At 38.7% G+C, this 17,719-nt stretch carries 15 protein-coding genes and 1 tRNA gene; 6 read left to right on the top strand and 10 right to left on the bottom strand.

From position 1 onward, the window contains the following. Positions 1–487 precede the first annotated feature (487 nt). Positions 488–916, bottom strand: a complete 429-nt coding sequence (locus H6G25_RS08235) for an AbrB family transcriptional regulator (RefSeq protein WP_190392064.1) — start codon at positions 914–916, stop codon at positions 488–490. Between the two features lie 1,245 nt (positions 917–2,161). Here H6G25_RS08235 and H6G25_RS08230 point away from each other — a divergent pair. Then, positions 2,162–3,169 carry a succinate dehydrogenase/fumarate reductase iron-sulfur subunit gene (locus tag H6G25_RS08230; RefSeq protein ID WP_190392063.1) on the top strand — a complete coding sequence of 336 codons (1,008 nt, stop codon included), beginning with the start codon at positions 2,162–2,164 and terminating at the stop codon, positions 3,167–3,169. A 68-nt stretch (positions 3,170–3,237) separates the two neighbouring features. Here the strand turns inward: H6G25_RS08230 and H6G25_RS08225 are convergent, their stop codons facing one another. The 4 genes from H6G25_RS08225 to H6G25_RS08210 form a co-directional block, all read right to left on the bottom strand. Then, positions 3,238–3,762 carry a PD40 domain-containing protein gene (locus H6G25_RS08225; protein ID WP_190392062.1) on the bottom strand — a complete coding sequence of 175 codons (525 nt, stop codon included), beginning with the start codon at positions 3,760–3,762 and terminating at the stop codon, positions 3,238–3,240. A gap of 267 nt (positions 3,763–4,029) precedes the next feature. Beyond that, complete coding sequence (locus H6G25_RS08220) at positions 4,030–4,590, bottom strand: PD40 domain-containing protein (protein WP_190392061.1); 561 nt, start codon at positions 4,588–4,590, stop codon at positions 4,030–4,032. Positions 4,591–4,652: 62 nt separating this feature from the next. Continuing rightward, positions 4,653–5,579 carry a Ycf66 family protein gene (locus tag H6G25_RS08215; protein ID WP_190392060.1) on the bottom strand — a complete coding sequence of 309 codons (927 nt, stop codon included), beginning with the start codon at positions 5,577–5,579 and terminating at the stop codon, positions 4,653–4,655. Between the two features lie 254 nt (positions 5,580–5,833). Next, positions 5,834–5,953 carry a photosystem II reaction center X protein gene (locus tag H6G25_RS08210; protein ID WP_028083398.1) on the bottom strand — a complete coding sequence of 40 codons (120 nt, stop codon included), beginning with the start codon at positions 5,951–5,953 and terminating at the stop codon, positions 5,834–5,836. A 252-nt stretch (positions 5,954–6,205) separates the two neighbouring features. Between H6G25_RS08210 and H6G25_RS08205 the strand changes: the two genes are divergently transcribed. Further along, on the top strand, positions 6,206–6,493 hold the full coding sequence (locus H6G25_RS08205; RefSeq protein ID WP_028091365.1) for a YggT family protein: 288 nt from the start codon (positions 6,206–6,208) through the stop codon (positions 6,491–6,493). Positions 6,494–6,900: 407 nt separating this feature from the next. On the opposite strand, the gene accC is transcribed toward H6G25_RS08205, so the two are convergent. After that, positions 6,901–8,247 carry an acetyl-CoA carboxylase biotin carboxylase subunit gene (gene accC / locus H6G25_RS08200; protein ID WP_190392059.1) on the bottom strand — a complete coding sequence of 449 codons (1,347 nt, stop codon included), beginning with the start codon at positions 8,245–8,247 and terminating at the stop codon, positions 6,901–6,903. A gap of 283 nt (positions 8,248–8,530) precedes the next feature. On the opposite strand from accC, the gene H6G25_RS08195 reads away from it, so the two are divergent. The 3 genes from H6G25_RS08195 (at position 8,531) to H6G25_RS08185 (ending at position 10,939) form a co-directional block, all read left to right on the top strand. Then, a tRNA-Leu gene (locus tag H6G25_RS08195) sits at positions 8,531–8,613 on the top strand. Between the two features lie 201 nt (positions 8,614–8,814). Further along, on the top strand, positions 8,815–9,429 hold the full coding sequence (locus H6G25_RS08190) for a chorismate lyase (protein WP_190392058.1): 615 nt from the start codon (positions 8,815–8,817) through the stop codon (positions 9,427–9,429). A gap of 148 nt (positions 9,430–9,577) precedes the next feature. Then, positions 9,578–10,939 carry a serine/threonine-protein kinase gene (locus H6G25_RS08185; protein ID WP_190392057.1) on the top strand — a complete coding sequence of 454 codons (1,362 nt, stop codon included), beginning with the start codon at positions 9,578–9,580 and terminating at the stop codon, positions 10,937–10,939. A gap of 69 nt (positions 10,940–11,008) precedes the next feature. On the opposite strand, the gene H6G25_RS08180 is transcribed toward H6G25_RS08185, so the two are convergent. The 4 genes from H6G25_RS08180 to H6G25_RS08165 form a co-directional block, all read right to left on the bottom strand. Next, the gene (locus tag H6G25_RS08180) at positions 11,009–11,341 is read right to left on the bottom strand and encodes a UPF0175 family protein (protein WP_190392056.1); all 333 of its coding nucleotides are present in this window, start codon (positions 11,339–11,341) and stop codon (positions 11,009–11,011) included. An 813-nt stretch (positions 11,342–12,154) separates the two neighbouring features. Further along, complete coding sequence (locus H6G25_RS08175; RefSeq protein ID WP_190392055.1) at positions 12,155–14,404, bottom strand: serine protease; 2,250 nt, start codon at positions 14,402–14,404, stop codon at positions 12,155–12,157. Positions 14,405–14,453: 49 nt separating this feature from the next. Further along, on the bottom strand, positions 14,454–15,320 hold the full coding sequence (locus H6G25_RS08170) for a serine protease (protein WP_190392054.1): 867 nt from the start codon (positions 15,318–15,320) through the stop codon (positions 14,454–14,456). 6 nt (positions 15,321–15,326) lie between these two features. Then, positions 15,327–15,875, bottom strand: a complete 549-nt coding sequence (locus H6G25_RS08165) for a COP23 domain-containing protein (RefSeq protein ID WP_190392053.1) — start codon at positions 15,873–15,875, stop codon at positions 15,327–15,329. Between the two features lie 658 nt (positions 15,876–16,533). Here H6G25_RS08165 and ccsB point away from each other — a divergent pair. Next, a complete protein-coding gene (gene ccsB / locus H6G25_RS08160; protein WP_190392052.1) occupies positions 16,534–17,577 on the top strand; it encodes a c-type cytochrome biogenesis protein CcsB in 1,044 nt (347 codons plus the stop codon). The last annotated feature ends 142 nt before the right edge of the window (positions 17,578–17,719 follow it).

Genomic DNA, 17,719 nt, shown 5'->3' with positions numbered 1-17,719 from the left:
ATACCTTTGTGTATCTTGAATAAACTCCAGCAAAACATTGGATTATGGCTCTAGAAATGACAGTGGAACGGACATAAAAAACAGGACTAATGTGAATTATAGAGCTTTGATCCACCAAGCGATAACACGACTTTTTTCTAATAACAAATTGAACACCAATTTTTTCTAATATAGAACTCGTATTTTATTTTTGAAAAAAATTAGGTATTGTAGGGTGCGTCAGATATTACAAATCTGTTTATTGATAGAATTTATGCAGTAGTAAAGCACCCTAAGTATCTTTTCATCAATCAAATATTATTCCTATAGTATAGCTTGTATTGATTGAGTGATAGCGAAGCGCTGCTGCAAGCAGATCAGGGTTTTCGCGCCCTCCCGGAAAGTGACAGAAGAGGGATATCACAGCGAATAAATTCGCCGTTGGCACTTCCTCCACTGTCTAAAGCCAAGTGGCTTCCGTGCCGTTCGTTATTTCTTGTGAATGAATTTATTCTTCTGCATCTGATTCATCAGCATCATCATCATCAGGCTGGATTAATTGTTTCTCACTTTCGCTTAACTGAATCAAGTGAATGTGTTTGTAACCTAGTCTAATTTCAAATTCATCACCTGGCTTTAAACCCATAGCTTTAGTATAGGTTGCGCCAATCACGATTTGACCATTTTGGTGGACACTCACCCGGTATGTCGGTTCGCGGCCACGGCCATCTTTAGGTGCTTCTGGACTGAGGGGAATGCCTCTAGCTGACAGTAAAGCATCATAAAAATCTGTGAGATTAACGCGAACTTGGCTATTTTTAGTAACGGTGTAGTAACCACACTGTTTTGCTCTTTCCCGACGCGGTAAAGTTGAAAGTTCTTTCACTTTCGACAGCAGTGCTTTTCCTGTTAATGGGGCAGTTGCAGTTTCAATCATTATGCTCTAATTTTCCTTAATCTCTTCAAACCGATAGGGTAGCGTGGCCTTAGCCATGCAAAAATTTTCTCTGAATCTAGTATTGAGCTTTTTAGCTAGGGACCAGATTTCAGAAGCAGATAGATAGAAGGGTGATGGATGAATTTCTGCTGATATGGAAGCAATAAAATAGTCTATTATAGTTATCTATAATAGCTGTCTAAGTCATGGCTGCCACAGACATTAATTCCAGTAATTTTACCGCGATTTTAACCATGATTGTCCATCAGAAATTAAATTATTTTCTCTTTGGGCTGCTGAGTGCGGTGTAACTTCCAGCCACCTTTACAAATCAGGTTAGTTCTACTCCAAAAAAGTTGTAGAGCTAATAAATTACAGGTTTTTCACATTTAATGCTGACTTCTTCCGCTTTTGAGTTATGGGCTGACACCTAATTCTCGTTTTTAGCTGAAGACAGTATAGTATTTGTATGTGGTCTGACGAACATACACCCTTTAATTCTACCAGTAGAGACATGATTTTTCTAGTCTCTAGATTGTGAGAAAACCACAGAAGTTTTAGCCGTGCTTATGCGGTTATTGTTCCTGATTTTGTGAGTTCGTAATTTCCTATTAAATAGTAGCATGAAATAATAATAGCAAAATATTTTGAAAATTTTAAATTTATATTGCCACTAAATTTTCATCTAAATCCCTGAAGTTGAGCGGGTAAAAAGCAGGAGGGATTTTGGCTGTGGTTGATGCTCTCAAGAGGATAATCTCAGGACTTTTATAAAAGTTAATCTGATTCAGATTGGCTGGGCTTGAGAGAGTGAGTGAAATCAAGGGAATTTCTATGGCTTGACCACAGCAGCTATCAGTGGTCAAAGACAAAAAGCGGGGTAGAAAATCCTCGCTGTTGATCACCGTTAAATTTCAAGCTCTCATGAGATTATCTACGTCTGTCTAGGGGAAGAATAAATTTACCACATCTATGGGGTATTTGATAGCCACTAGCAAATATTTTCACTGGTTGTAACACTTCTATATATTTAAAGATGTAGAATTTTAATAACTAGGGCTTGACGAAATTCCTATTCAGTGTAAAGGATCAAGGGTGAAGGAGTAAAGCCTGTGGTTAACTTCAGCATCAAAGAAAACGATTTTTATACTTCATGCTGCATACTTCGTCCTTACCTGTGCTGATGGTTCTTGAGATATATCTCATAAGAGAAAAGATTTGATCCCAATATTTGGACCGATCATTATGGAAGTTATTTTTAAGATTGCTCGACAACAAGAAAATTCTCACCCTGTTTTCAAATCCTACCTTTTGCAGGTAGAACCAGGTAATACTATCCTGGATTGTCTGAATCAAATCAAGTGGGAACAAGATGGGACTTTAGCATTTCGCAAAAATTGTCGCAATACAATTTGTGGTAGTTGTGCTGTGAGGATTAATGGCCGTTCTGCTTTGGCTTGTAAGGAAAATGTAGGGAGTGAACTGGCCAGACTAGAAAAAATATCATCATCTCACAATCAGTCTCCAACTACTCCAGAAATTACAGTAGCACCTTTGGGGAATATGCCTGTAATTAAAGATCTAGTTGTGGATATGAGCAATTTTTGGCATAATTTGGAAACGGTTGCTCCTTATGTCAGTACAGCCGGTAGACAAGTTCCTGAAAGGGAGTTTTTACAAACACCACAAGAAAGATCGCTCCTAGATCAAACGGGCAATTGTATTATGTGTGGAGCTTGTTATTCTGAATGTAATGCTGTTGAAGTCAATTCTGATTTTGTCGGTCCCCATGCTCTGGCTAAAGCATACCGCATGGTGGCAGATTCCCGTGATAGCAATACAGAACAACGATTAGAAAAATATAGCGCGGGAAATCAAGGAGTTTGGGGTTGTACTCGTTGTCTTTACTGTGATTCGGTTTGTCCCATGGAAGTTGCTCCATTGGCGCAAATCACCAAAATTAAACAGGAAATTCTGGAGCGTAAACACAAAAGTGACAGTCGTTCAATTCGTCACCGTCGAGTTTTAGTAGACTTAGTAAAACAAGGTGGTTGGATTGATGAACGTCAATTTGGAATCCAAGTAGTTGGTAATTATTTCCGGGATCTTCAGGGATTACTGAGTATTGCACCTTTGGGGTTACGAATGCTTGTCAGGGGTAAATTTCCCCTTTCTTTTGAACCCTCCCAAGGAACCCAACAAGTGCGTTCTCTGATTGAATCTGTACAAAATTCTGGACAAAATCAGAGTTAATTATATGCGATGATTAGTAATTTATTCATGGGGAAGAATTTATTTTCTTCCTCCTTTTTGGCTTTTCCTTAACCTGGATCTTGACGAATATTCAATTTTCGTCCAAATCGGTCATAAACTAAAATATCCCATTGTCCATTATTACTATACTCAAAGGCAATTCTACTACCATCAGCACTAATTGTGGGATTGCGGACTTCTCCTTGTACATCACCTGCTAAATTCCGTAATTGACGCACATCTTGATCATAAAACATAATTTGTGTTCGTCCTTGACGACTCGCAGCAAAGACTATAAATTTACCATTTTCAGAAGCCGCAGGATGGGAAGCAATTGTATCAAACGAATTTAATCCAGGTAAGTCTACTAAATTACGAGTTAACGTATCAAACATATACACATCTTGACTTCCTCTGCGATCGCTGGTAAATACAATATATCGGCCAGATATCTGCGGGTTTAATTCCGATGCAAAACTATTAAGACTTCTTCCCCCAGAATCAAAGGGGTAACTGAGTAAACGTGGATAGCCAAAACATCCAGTTAATAGAATTGAGCAGAAAAATAAAATAGTTGATATTTTGTAATTCATCGAAGCACAAAGCGACAAAAAAAATTTTTTAATTTTAATTTTAATTTTCAATTAAATTTTAACAGGACTTACGCAACTGCCATAATATCCTAAATTGTAGTGAGAACTTTAGTTCTCTCTTTTGAGAGATGATAACCAAGATTGTAGTGAGAACTTTAGTTCTCTCTTGGAGACCTTAAAAAAATCAGATCAGGGCTAAAGCCCTGACTACAAACAAATGATATAATAATTTTTTGTGACACTTGCTTGCGTAAGTCCTGTTTAATTTTAATTTTCAATGGAAACAGTTGTACCATTAGGAATATCTAACTCAATAGTCGGACCCCTATCAAGAACCTCAATATCCCATTGTCCACGAGTAGAAGATTCAAAGACAACATAACGGCCGTCAGGACTAATACTAGGATTTCTCACCCAACCACGAAAAGTAGGAGTGAGAATTTGTGATTGTTGGGAAGCACGATCATAAAGTGCAACTACTGGCCTTCCCTGATCACTGGTGAGATAACAAATGTAGCGACCCGTATAACTGAGACTAGGACTTTCTGCAATTACTGATCCTCGATTTAACCCCGGTGTGGGAATAAAACTTTGATTTTCTAAATCATATACCAACAACTGCTGATAACGAGAGCGATTGGAGATCAAAGCCAAAAAACGTCCATTTCCACTGATAGCAGGTTGTTCCTCAGTATAGCGACTATTGAGGGAAGTCACTCCCATAGGGATATCAGCAGCATTACAAGATACTAGTAAATTTGTAGTTCCCAAAATTAGGCTCCAATAAATTGATTTTTGGAGCCAGGAACTAGATGTAAATGTTTTCACATTCGTGTTTTTCCGACTTCCACCCCAAATATTGCCAATATTTTAATTTTAAATTAATTAAATTAAATATCGTCATCCAAATCGGAATTATCCGGTTCATTACTGGGCTTATTAATGGGATTGTATGGTACATATTCAGTTGGGATAGCCTCATCATCATCTTGTCTTCTAGAGGGAACGGAATCTCTAGGTGGACGACGTTTTCTTGGTCTAGGAGTGGGAGTAACATCATCTTCACGACTCTGTGGACCTTGGGGACGATTATTACTGCTATTATTGCGACGTGGTGGTTTTCTTAACTCATCTTGGGAGTTGGAACTTTCCCAATCATCAACTTTTTTGGGAGCAGAACCCCAATTTTCATCTTCATAACCCTGGCTAGAAGGGCTAACAGAACGGCCAGAATTAGGACGACGCTTTCTTTCGCCTGAATCTGGTTTTTCCCTATTCCGTGGGCTTTGTGAACTGCGTGACGGTGCTTCATCATAATAGTCATCACGGCTAGAACGTTCATCTCGACTACCGCGAATTCTCGGACGTGGAGGAGCCTCCTCTTCTTCATAGGGTAAGGGTTCTAAATCAGCATCCATTTCCGCTTGATAATTTCGTCGCTCTGAGTAGGAGTATTTTCTACTGACTTCTCGCTCATCATCTACAATGGGAGTATTACGTTTTGCTTGTTGTGTTGCTATACTACGTAGACGAATACTTTCGACCGCAAAAAATACCGTCGAACCGACTAAAAGCAGTTGACCAAATTGTAAAATCGGGTCAAGTCGCCATCCTTGGAAAACGAGAATAAAACCACATAATAAACCAACTGCTGCAAAAAAGATATCTTGATCTCTTGACAGTTCAGGACGAACAGAACGAAGAAAGTATAGTGCTGCTCCAGCTACAGCCAAGAAAATTCCTAGAATACTGGCTGAGTTCGCTCCAAAATTTACCTGAGCCAAAACACTGGCTGAGTTTAGCCCAAAATTAATCATGACTATTTTCCTAAAATTAAATCTATGTTAACGAGTTCCAGTTAGTCAGCAAGATTCCAGTTAATTTAGATACTTGTGCGAACAAGGATACTCAGTTTACAAGAGTTAGACTTTCTACTTATCCTAAGTTAAATGCTCAACAGCCCATCACTACTTTAACTAGTCACAATATTATGCAATAATTCAGGAGTCTGGAAGAAAGGAGGAAAAAGGAGATAATTCTTCCCCATTCTCCAGTTTCCAGTCCCCAGGGATTAAAAACGTTGGATTTTATCTTTTTGGCTAATGAAAATTAAACCAACAGTAGCAGGGATAACGACAATTGCAGTACCCCAAACCAGGCTCCAAAGAAAATTTGCTAAAGAGGGTGTCATAGTTTTCGACCTTTTTTACACAGTTTATTCTTATTTTAATCTTGGATCACTTTCTTGAAAAGTGGACTGAGATTATTTATCTAACTTAGTATCTACTTGATTGATGATCCCAAGTCAATAACTTTGTTTTTGTATTCTTACAAGAAAATGACACCTTATGGTTAAAATTAAAGCAAGAATCCGTTACAAAGCTTAAAGTTTTTCAGCTTGCGCCCAAGTTTTGGATTTTATCACAGATAGTAGCTAAACAACATGACTGGTGTTAACTTGACTGCTTGGGTTCTTGGTCCATTTTTGGGAGTAATGACGTTTTTATTTATTTTCCGCATTATTCTAACATGGTATCCCCAAGTCCATCTCAATCGTCTGCCTTTTAGTCTAATCGCTTGGCCTACCGAACCCTTTTTAATCCCGTTGCGGAAGTTTATTCAACCTATTGGTGGTGTAGATATTACCCCGATTATTTGGGTGGGTATTTTTAGTTTTATCAGGGAAATTCTACTAGGTCAGCAGGGGTTACTGACCATGTTATATAGGTAATAGGTAATAGGTAATAGGGAACAGGGAACAGGGAACAGGGAACAGGGAACAGGGAACAGGGAACAGGGAACAGGGAATAGGGAACAGGGAATAGGGAATAGGGAACAGGGAATAGGGAACAGGGAACAGGGAACAGGGAATAGGTGACAGGTGACAGGTGACAGGGGAGAGAAATATTCTTTTGCAACTAAGCACTGACCACTGACCGAAAAAAATCGGATACAAGCCCCGTCCTTCTAAGACGGGTATGTCAATAATTAACGTAAGTTGGTAGTTAGACACAGTGTTAGAATCAGAATGTCCAAGGTTAAAGGATAAACAAGATGAAAACAGGGATTTTATCACCAATTACCAATTACCAATTACCCATTACCAGTCTCAACTAGATAACTAGCAACTTGAGTTAATTACTGCATTTTCATATCCTGAACAAAGCTGGTGTAAATATTACCTTGTAAAAATTGGGAGTTTTCCATAATTTTTTGGTGGAAGGGAATAGTTGTAGGGACTCCAGTAATGGCACATTCTCGCAATGCTCGTCTCATACGGGTAATAGCGGTGGATCTATCTGGTCCCCAGACAATTAATTTACCAATCAGAGAGTCATAATAAGGCGGAATTTGATAATCTGTGTATACATGAGAATCTATACGTACACCAGGTCCTCCGGGGGGAAGATAACCACTAATTTTACCAGGGGCTGGGCGAAAATCATGATCTGGATCTTCGGCGTTAATACGACATTCTATGGAATGTCCCCTTAAAACTACGTCTTTTTGTGTCAGTTTGAGTCTTTCCCCTTGAGCAATGCGAATTTGTTCTACTACTAAGTCTATACCAGTAATCATCTCTGTAACTGGATGCTCAACTTGTATCCGGGTGTTCATTTCCATGAAATAGAATTTACCGAATTTATCCAGGAGAAACTCGATAGTTCCGGCACCAGTGTAGTGGATAAATTGGGCGGCTTTGACGGCGGCCTTTCCCATTTTTTGGCGTAAGTCGGGGTCAAGAGCCGGACTGGGGGCTTCTTCTAGGAGTTTTTGGTTGCGACGCTGAATTGAACAATCCCTTTCTCCTAAATGGATCACGTTACCGTAGTTATCCGCTAATATCTGAAATTCAATGTGACGAGGACGTTCAATAAATTTTTCTATATAAACGCCTGAATTACCAAAGGCTGCTCCTGCTTCCCCTTGAGCAGCTAAGAATAGTCTAACAAATTCATCTTCAGAGCGGACAAGCCGCATTCCTCTACCACCACCACCAGCGGTGGCTTTAATCATTACAGGATAACCAATTTTTTTGGCGATCGCTAGTCCTTCCGCTTCTGATTCTACTAACCCTTCACTACCGGGAACTGTAGGTACACCAGCTTTTTGCATAGTTTCTTTAGCGGTAGACTTATCCCCCATTAGTCGAATAGCTTCGGGACTAGGACCAATAAAGGCAATATGATGATCCGCACAAATTTCTGCAAATTTGGCATTTTCCGATAAAAAACCATATCCGGGATGAATAGCACTGGTGTTACGCGTTAATGCAGCCGCAATAATATTGGGAATATTCAAATAACTTTTACTGCTGGCAGGTTCGCCAATACAAACCGCTTCGTCTGCAAGTTGGACGTGGAGGGCGTTTGTGTCAACAGTGGAATGAACCGCAACTGTAGCAATTCCCATTTCTTCACAAGCCCGGAGAATGCGAAGGGCGATTTCTCCTCGATTGGCAATTAATATTTTGTCAAATTTCATTTTCTAGTTAGGATATCAGTACCAGTAGATTCACATTTTCTCCCATCCTGTTGACATAAAGCTATTGCATTACTGTAAATCGTGACGAGAGATCCCCAAACATAATTCTTAGCAGACTATTTGGATAATGTGGCCTCTTTCTTGACTAGACCTTTTAATATCACCTTTGCTGTCACCATATTTCTGTCAGTCTCATACCCATTCAAAAAATATTTGCAAAATTTTGGGAAAATATTGTATTTGAGCATTTTTTATGTTATAGTCTAATCTGTGTTGAAATCCTGCGGATGTGGCGGAATTGGTATACGCGCACGCTTGAGGTGCGTGTGGGCCTAGCCCTTGCGAGTTCGAGTCTCGCCATCCGCATTTTTAACTTACAATTTACCTACTCTTAATGTCAGAGAAATGATATTAGGAGTTGGTTTCCAAGTTTTACGGCAATTTTCCGGTAAATCAAGGATTTTTTGTCTCACGCAGAGGCGCGGAGGCGCGAAAAGGAATTAGAAGTGTGAATAAATCAAATTAGATAGCTATAGTATATAGATAGATGAACTTTTGTAAAGAAAATTGACTACTACTTTTAATCCGATACATAACTTAATCCTTCCTAACCCTTGGTATTGTCTAACTCCTATTTGGACTGGTGGGGAGGAAGTTGTTAAACAAGGTTTACCTCACACCCAGTTAGCCCCAGCGTGGCAATTACTGCTTTTAGGTGATGGTTCTCCGACTCGGCACGTACAACTGTTGACGGGTGAACCAACGGAGGTAGATGTGATTGATATGTCACCCATTGGCATGAGTGCAGATCAAGCACCTGCTATGATGCAAATGCTACCAGGTCCAAGAATTAGAAGACAGGTGTGGGTGCGAACTGCTTCTGGTCAACGTTTATATTATGCTGCTTCTTGGTGGGAAGCAAGTCATGTAGATGAATATTTACAAAACAAGTCTTTACCCATTTGGGCAAGTTTAGCGCGGTTACGGACTGAATTATATAGAGATGTACAAGGTATTTATTATGGTAACTCAGAAGCGTTAGAGACAGGTTTTCAGGAAAAAGGACCTTTCTGGGGTCGTCATTATTTATTTTGGCATCATGGAAAACCGCTAACTTTGATTTATGAGGTTTTTTCGCCTTTTTTGACTAAATACTTAGGTCCGATGAATTTGGAAGGTTGATTTCGACAATTACTAATCCTCAAAAGCAGTTAGGATCAAGGTTAGATCTATAGCAGTTGCGGAAATTAATAGACTTTTAATGTCAAATTTGTGCCATAATCAACCCTAAATGGGGGGAAAATGACTTTTTGACTAAAGGGTGAGTCTAATGATAGGAACAATTATAGACGGGCGTTATCACATTATTCAAAATCTAGGACAAGGTGGATTTGGGACTACCTTTTTAGCGAAAGACACCAAGCGACCAGGAAATCCTCTTTGTGTTGTTAAGCAGTTTACACCAGCCAGTACAGATCCGGCTACTTTAACAATACTTAAAAGGCTTTTTGACCAAGAAGCCGTAACCCTAGAAATGTTAAGCAAGCATGACCAAATTCCCCAACTTTTAGCACACATAGAAGAATATCATAAATTTTATATAGTTCAGGAATATATAGATGGTCATGATTTGAGTGATGAATTAACATCAGGTCAAAAAATGAGTGAATCTGATGTTATTCAACTCCTAATAGAAATTTTAGAAGTATTAGAATTTGTTCATAAATACAAAGTTATTCACCGAGATATTAAACCAGATAATATCCGTCGTCGTCATTTAGATAATACAATTTTCCTGATTGATTTTGGTGCAGTTAAAGAAGTTCGTACACAGGTAGTTAATAAACAGGGACAAATTACTTCTACTGTAATTATTGGTACTGATGGTTATATGCCACTTGAGCAACAAAGAGGTAAACCACAATTGAGTAGTGATATTTATGCAGTGGGAATAATTGCTATTCAAGCAATCACTGGTTTATTACCTGATAAATTAGAAGAAGATGTAAAGACGGGGGAAATTATTTGGCGTAAATATGCAAATGTTAGTCCCAAACTAGCCGCAGTTTTAGATAAAATGGTAAGTTATGATTTTCGTAACCGTTACCCTACAGCAAAGGAAGCATTACAAGCCGTTAAAAAGTTATTACCACAGCCTATAGATTGGAAGTTGCTGGTGGGATTAGGAATGACAATATTTATCAGCTTAACTATTTTCTTTATTACTAAAAAAGATGATTTTAATGTATATGAAAATTCTCAATATAGGATAAAGGTAAAATATCCAAAAACCTGGGAAAGACAAGATTTAGAAAACCCAATTACAGCCGAAGTTGTGACTTTTATCTCTCCTAAACAAAGTAATACAGATAATTTTCAAGAAAAGGTGACAATTAGCATTGATAAGTTTTCTGGCAGATTAGATGATTTGCAAAAATCCAGTATTCAGGAAATTAACAATACTGTATCGGGTGCAAAGATTGTTGATAAAAGTGTAACGACTTTGGCAAATAAAGAAGCTAGTCAATTAGTTTTTACGGGTAAAAATGGTCAAGATATTTTAAAGAATATGCAGTTTGTGACTTTAAAAGGTGATCAGGCTTATACGATTACTTATACTGCGAAAATAGATGATTATGATCAGTTTGTGGAAACAGCAGACAAGATGATTAATTCGTTGGAAATTAATTAATTGTCAGAATCAGGATATCCAGGATTTAAGGATTTTTAGGATGTTATTTTTTATTTGATACAAGGGGATCTAAAAGTCTTGACGAGAGGAAATTTCTAAAGAATAATCTTCTTCAATACAAATTTGCTGAAGTTCGTTAAAAGCATCAGCTAAAGTTTTTGTTTGTTTATCTTGGACTAAAGTTTCTTGAGGATAATCTAGAGAAATTTGAGATTGTTTTAAAAAATGTTCAGTTTCTTGAAGTGAAGCAAATTTTAGTAATTGTTGAATTTGCACAGAGGTCATGATTTTATTTTTATAAGCTTCTACTGCTAAAGCTTCTAAGAGTTTTTGTGGTACGTCTTGCCAGTTTCGTTGTAGTTGGTTGCCAATATCTTCAGGAATTTCGATAGTAATTTGCATATTTTTGTCTTTTTTTCAGAATTAGGATTTGTTTAATTATACATGATATTTTTGGTCTGAATCAGGATTTCCGGTTACTGAGCGAAGTCGAAGTACAGGATTTGAGGATTTTCAGGATGAAAATAATATTCTCTTCGTGTATCCCTGTATGTTAATTGTCTGAATCAGGATGTCCAGGATTAAAGGATTTTCAGGATGAAAATAATATTCTCTTCGTGTATCCCTGTATGTTAATTGTCTGAATCAGGATGTCCAGGATTAAAGGATTTTCAGGATGAAATTAATATTCTCTTCGTGTATCCCTGTATGTTAATTGTCTGAATCAGGATGTCCAGGATTAAAGGATTTTCAGGATGAAATTAATATTCTCTTCGTGTATCCCTGTATGTTAATTGTCTGAATCAGGATGTCCAGGATTAAAGGATTTTCAGGATGAAATTAATATTCTCTTCGTGTATCCCTGTATGTTAATTGTCTGAATCAGGATGTCCAGGATTAAAGGATTTTCAGGATGAAATTAATATTCTCTTCGTGTATCCCTGTATGTTAATTGTCTGAATCAGGATGTCCAGGATTAAAGGATTTTCAGGATGAAATTAACATTCTTTTCGTGTATCCCTGTGTGTTATGTTTCGCGCAAAGTCGCAAAGGGGCAAAGATGCAAAGAAGAAAGTAACTGTGAGAATAATAGAAAATTCCCACAATCTCATCATTCAATTACAATTAAACATCCTGTTAATCCTTTAATCCTGGATATTCTGATTCTGACATTCTTTGCGCCTTTGCTTGAGATAATGATTAATTAATTAAGCTTCATTGCTGCTGAATTTCTCCAATAACTCCCAAAATTTGTTGATATGCTTCTCTATTTCCTTGTTGCTGAAATAGGTTTGCTGCTTGCTGTAAGTCACTAATTGCTTGCTGCTTATCTCCTAAATTATAACGTACAGTTCCCCGGTTATAGTAGGCTAAAGCATAGTTAGGATTAATCTTAATAGCTTGGTTGAAATCTGCTATAGCTGCTTGCTTATCTCCCAAGTTATAATGGGAAATTCCTCTGTTGTAGTAACCTTCAGCATAATTAGAATTAATCTTGAGTGCTTGGTTGTAATCTGATATTGCTTTTTTGTTATCTCCTAAATCAGAACTAGCAAGTCCCCGATTATTATAAGCTCCCGCTAATTTAGGATTAATTTTGAGAGCTTGATTGAAATCTGCTATTGCTCCTTGCTTATCTCCCAATGCCGAACGGACATTTCCCCGATTGATGTAAGCTTCAACATACTTAGGATTAATCTTGAGAGCTTGATTGAAATCTGCTATTGCTCCTTGCTTATCTCCTAATGCCGAACGGGCATTTCCCCGGTTGTAGTAGGGTTCGGCTAATTTAGGATTAATCTTGATGGCTTGGTTGAAATCATCTATTGCTCCTTGCTTATCTCCCAATTCAGAACGGGCATTTCCCCGGTTGTAGTAGGCTTGGGCATCGTTAGGATTGATCCTGATCACTTGGTTGAAATCATCTATTGCTCCTTGCTTATCTCCTAAATCAGAACGGGCATTTCCCCGGTTGTTGTAGGCTTGGGCATCGTTAGGATTGATCCTGATCACTTGGTTGAAATCATCTATTGCTCCTTGCTTATCTCCTAAATCAGAACGGACAACTCCCCGGTTGTTGTAGGCTGCAAAATAGTTAGGATTAATTTTGATAGCTTGGTTATAATCTGCTATTGCCCCTTGCTTATCTCCCAATGCCAAACGGGCATTTCCCCGGTTGTAGTAGGGTTCGGCTAATTTAGGATTAATCTTGAGAGCTTGGTTGAAATCTGCTATTGCTGCTTGCTTATCTCCCAATGCAGAATGAGCAACACCCCGATTAATGTAAGGCTCGGCTAATTGAGGATTAATCTTGAGAGCTTGGTTGAAATCTGCTATAGATCCTTGCTTGTCTCCCAATGCAGAACGGGCATTTCCCCGATTAGTGTAAGGCTCGGCTAATTGAGGATTAATCTTGAGAGCTTGGTTGAAATCTGCTATTGCTGCTTCCTTATCTCCTAATGCTGAACGGGCAATTCCCCGGTTGTTGTAGGCTTGGGCTAAGTTAGGATTAATTTTGAGAGCTTGGTTGTAATCTTGTATTGCTGCTTGCTTATCTCCTAAATCAGATTTAGCAACTCCCCGGTTGTAATAGGCTTGGGCTAAGTTAGGATTAATCTGAATCGCTTCGTTGTAAGCTAATATTGCCCCTCTATTATCTCCTTTCCTTTGCTTATCCACACCCTGAATAAAGAAGTCGTCAGCTTTCGGTGCTGTGACTATTCTCTCTGGAGGTGGAGTTACACCCACATCTATCCCAGATTTAGCTGATAGTCGCAAAAAAGTATTAATAGGAATCCCCAAATTAAAACCTGATTTAATATAAGCAACTTCAGGATTAACCTTTGAGGTTTCTATATCTACTTCTGATTCATCACTTCTCCCATGAACTCCTATTAATTCCCCTTGCTCATTAAACACAGGTCCACCGCTCATCCCTGGTAAGGTAATATTGCTGTAAGCCAACGCATAGCCATCTTTAAGTGGTTTGGAAGTATTTGCGTTAATCTTCCCATCAGTAAAAATGTAAATTGAACTGGAAATAGAGGAAGCTTTGGCTTTTGGGAATCCTGCTACATAAGCGATTGTTCCTTCTGGAGATTGATCAGAATTACCGATTTTAGCAACTGGGTAATTATTGCTGCTAGTAAATTGGAAAGTAGCTAAATCTACTCCTGGTAGAGGTTTAACAGTGCTGTAGTTGAGTTGGTAGCGTTTACCATCTGGAGTGACTATTTCAGCTTTATTTTTACTAGCGACAACATGAGCAGCAGTGAGAACAGTGTAAGTGTTGCCTGAACGTTTAACAATTACCCCTGAACCGGGACTTTTACTATCAATTAAAACAGTAATTTGTTTAGCCATTTTTGCCACTTCACCAGAAGATAGGGCAAAGGCTATTTGCGGCTGTACCAGTGCAATTGATACCCCTATTAGTGCTGCTGGAAATGTGTATTTATAATTCATTGATTTTTTCTCCAATTTATATTTTTTAACGGGCGATTAGAAATCGCGTCTACACAGGCAAAACCCACCTCCGTGGGTTTAAAATTTTTGATTTTTCATGAGTCCGCGAAGGCGGACTTTGTTTGTATAGCCGCGAATTTGATTCGCCGGGGCTTTTCCCCATCATTTGCACAACCATATCTATCGGTATAGCCCAACTCAAACCCACTATTTCCTGATGTAACTTTTCCTCTGCTTGCGAACCATCAACAAACACAGAGGGAGCATCCCATAAAGGATAAGCGTGCATCCCATTTACACCCACAACCTCACTCTGTTTATTCAATAAAGCACCGCCACTCATCCCCTTTTCTAAACGATTTGTATATCCCACCTGATAACCAGCCTCTAAAGCTTTTGATAATACCAAAGATACTTTACCACCAATAAATACAAAGCTGATTTTTTCGCTTTCTTCCTCCATAGGAAACCCGGCAATAAATACCTCATCTCCTACTTTGGGAGCAGTACCTAAATTTGCAACAGAATAAGATTTTTTAATAGTCGAAAATTGCAATATTGCTAAATCATAATTGTGGAAATTTACATTTTTTGGTACATCTGCTTGATAGATTTCCCCATCTGGTGTTTGAATACGATAACGAGGGTTATCTGCTCGTAAAACATGGGCATTTGTTAATACTGTATAAACTGAATTTTGTTTATTTAGTAATATTCCTGAACCCAAAAAATCTGTTGATAATATCTTGACAGTAATTGCAGTTGCTTTTTCCTGTAACTGTGCTGCTGATAATGGAATTGGCGATTGTATAATGCTACTTTGTCTGGCAGAAATACTGATACTTGCTGCCGAACTTGAAAGCAACATTGACAAACCGCCAATACAGGCGACAAATTTTAATATCCGCCAAATCATGTTAATTTAATCCGGTTCAACAGTGGCATTATCGAGGTAAAGCTGGAAATCAATATTAATTGTGTCACCTGCACTTTCATTGAGTGTATTACCAGCAGCCAAACCCCGACGGTCTAAGAGTCTGCGAAGAGTAGCACTGGGATTAACTCCACGTTTGAGAGTAAATAATAAATTATTACTTGTACAAGCAGTATTTTGGCTAGTACCAGCACAAACAACCGGTTCACCTCTCAGCGTCCCAGTGGTGATATTTTTCAGACTACCGTTGTCATTACTCCGTTGAAATCTCCGTGATACTTCCTCACAACGGCGTTGGGCTGTCCAAGGTGGTGGAAAGTAAGTATTAGAAGTCCAGCGAACTATTGTTACTTTTCTACCATCTTGAGTACGGACAAAGGTAACAGGTATACCTTTACTCTTACCACAGTAAAAGGTCTGACCTTTAGCGTGGCTGGGTTGGTTGGTAGTCGCAATGGTTGTTAATGCTGTCAGGGAGGCTAGGGTGACGGTTTGCGCCAACCCTATGCACCATTGACTAAATAACCTTTGTTTCATAACTTTAGGTAATTTGTGCAATATTAATTTAATACTTTTGCTCTCCTAAATTATATCTAAATGTAGACAAGTTTAGTCAGGTTATGGACAGAGTTGTATTTAAAATTGCTTAATTGTGTGATTCTCTAGTCAGGGTTTAGCACTGCTCATTAGTGTCAACTGAGGCTACAGACAGTTTATTTGTTGGCTTTCAAACCCGCTCTGAAATTCATTATGGCTTACGCCACGCTACGCTATCAGGGCTAATAGCGAAAGTAAACTTTAGTTTCCTCAAAAATTTCTGGTTTATTTAGTCATCTTTAGATGACTTTTGCTATGAGACTGGGAATTCATTCCCAGGTGGGCTTTCAAACCCGCTCTGAAATTCATTATGGCTTACGCCACGCTACGCTATCAGGGCTAATAGCGAAAGTAAACTTTAGTTTCCTGAAAAATTTCTGGTTTATTTAGTCATCTTGAGATGACTTTTGCTATGAGACTGGGAATTCATTCCCAGGTGGGCTATCGGTTTTTATCTAAATTTTGATCTAAATATCGGGGTCAGATGAATTATCAAGGTTAATCAACGGTTAATCTTGCCAATGACTAATCCCCAAAACCAGATAGGATCAAGGTAAGCGCAATTGATTTTTCAAGTATCCACTGGAGAGAATTGTTTATGAATCTGGTTGTACTCCAGAACTGGCTAGATAACGCCTCTTTTGCTGTCTTATTCTGTACAATGTTGGTGTACTGGGTGGGGGCGGCTTTTCCGAGTTTATCGCTGACAGCGGCTTTGGGGACGGCTGGAATGGCCATTGCTAATTTGTGTATGGCTACTTTGTTGGGGGCTAGATGGATAGAAGCTGGCTATTTTCCCCTTAGTAATCTCTATGAGTCTCTATTTTTCCTGACTTGGGGAATTACCGCTGTACATCTAATTGCTGAAAATAGTAGTCGTAGTCGCTTGGTTGGTGTTGTCACCGCACCAGTAGCTATGGGAATTACGGCTTTTGCTACTCTGACTCTACCAGCAAATATGCAGGTTTCAGAGCCTTTAGTCCCGGCTTTGAAATCTAATTGGCTGATGATGCACGTTAGTGTTATGATGTTAAGTTACTCTGCTTTAATGGTAGGGGCATTGTTAGCGATCGCTTTTTTAATTGTCACTGGCGGAAAAAATATCCAATTACAAGGTAGTTCTGTTGGTAATGGCGGTTATCGCAGTAATGGTTATAAATTAATCAAAGCAGATGAGTTAGAGTTAATCACATCTGCAAACACTGCGGAAACTAATGGCTTTTCACGCATGGAAAGCAGTAACAACGGAAATGGCACAGCGGTTTTAGATTTAGTTACAACTACTTCCAGTAAAACTACTGAAAATCTTTCACCTCAACGCCTGAATTTAGCTGAAACCCTGGATAATATTAGTTACCGCATTATTGGCTTAGGATTTCCCCTCTTAACTATCGGTATTATTGCTGGTGGAGTTTGGGCTAATGAAGCCTGGGGTTCTTACTGGAGTTGGGACCCCAAGGAAACTTGGGCGCTAATTACTTGGTTAGTTTTCGCGGCCTATCTGCATTCTAGAATAACTCGCGGTTGGCAAGGTAGAAAACCCGCAATTTTAGCCGCTGCTGGTTTTGTCGTGGTTTGGATTTGTTACCTGGGTGTAAATCTTTTGGGTAAGGGTTTACACTCCTACGGTTGGTTTTTGTAATCATCTTACCCAATAACCCCTTAACTCTTGAGTTGAGGGGATTAAAATCAAGTTAATATTTTAAGTAACATTTTTTTCAATAGCAGGCTTGATCACCGAGATATGTAACTTCAGATACCACATATAGTCCAATTACTCACTT

Origin of the sequence: Dolichospermum sp. FACHB-1091, assembly GCF_014697585.1 — a bacterium.
Classification (GTDB): Bacteria; Cyanobacteriota; Cyanobacteriia; order Cyanobacteriales; family Nostocaceae; genus Dolichospermum.
Note: the sequence above shows the minus strand (reverse complement) of the source record. Positions and strands in the feature narration are given on the sequence as shown.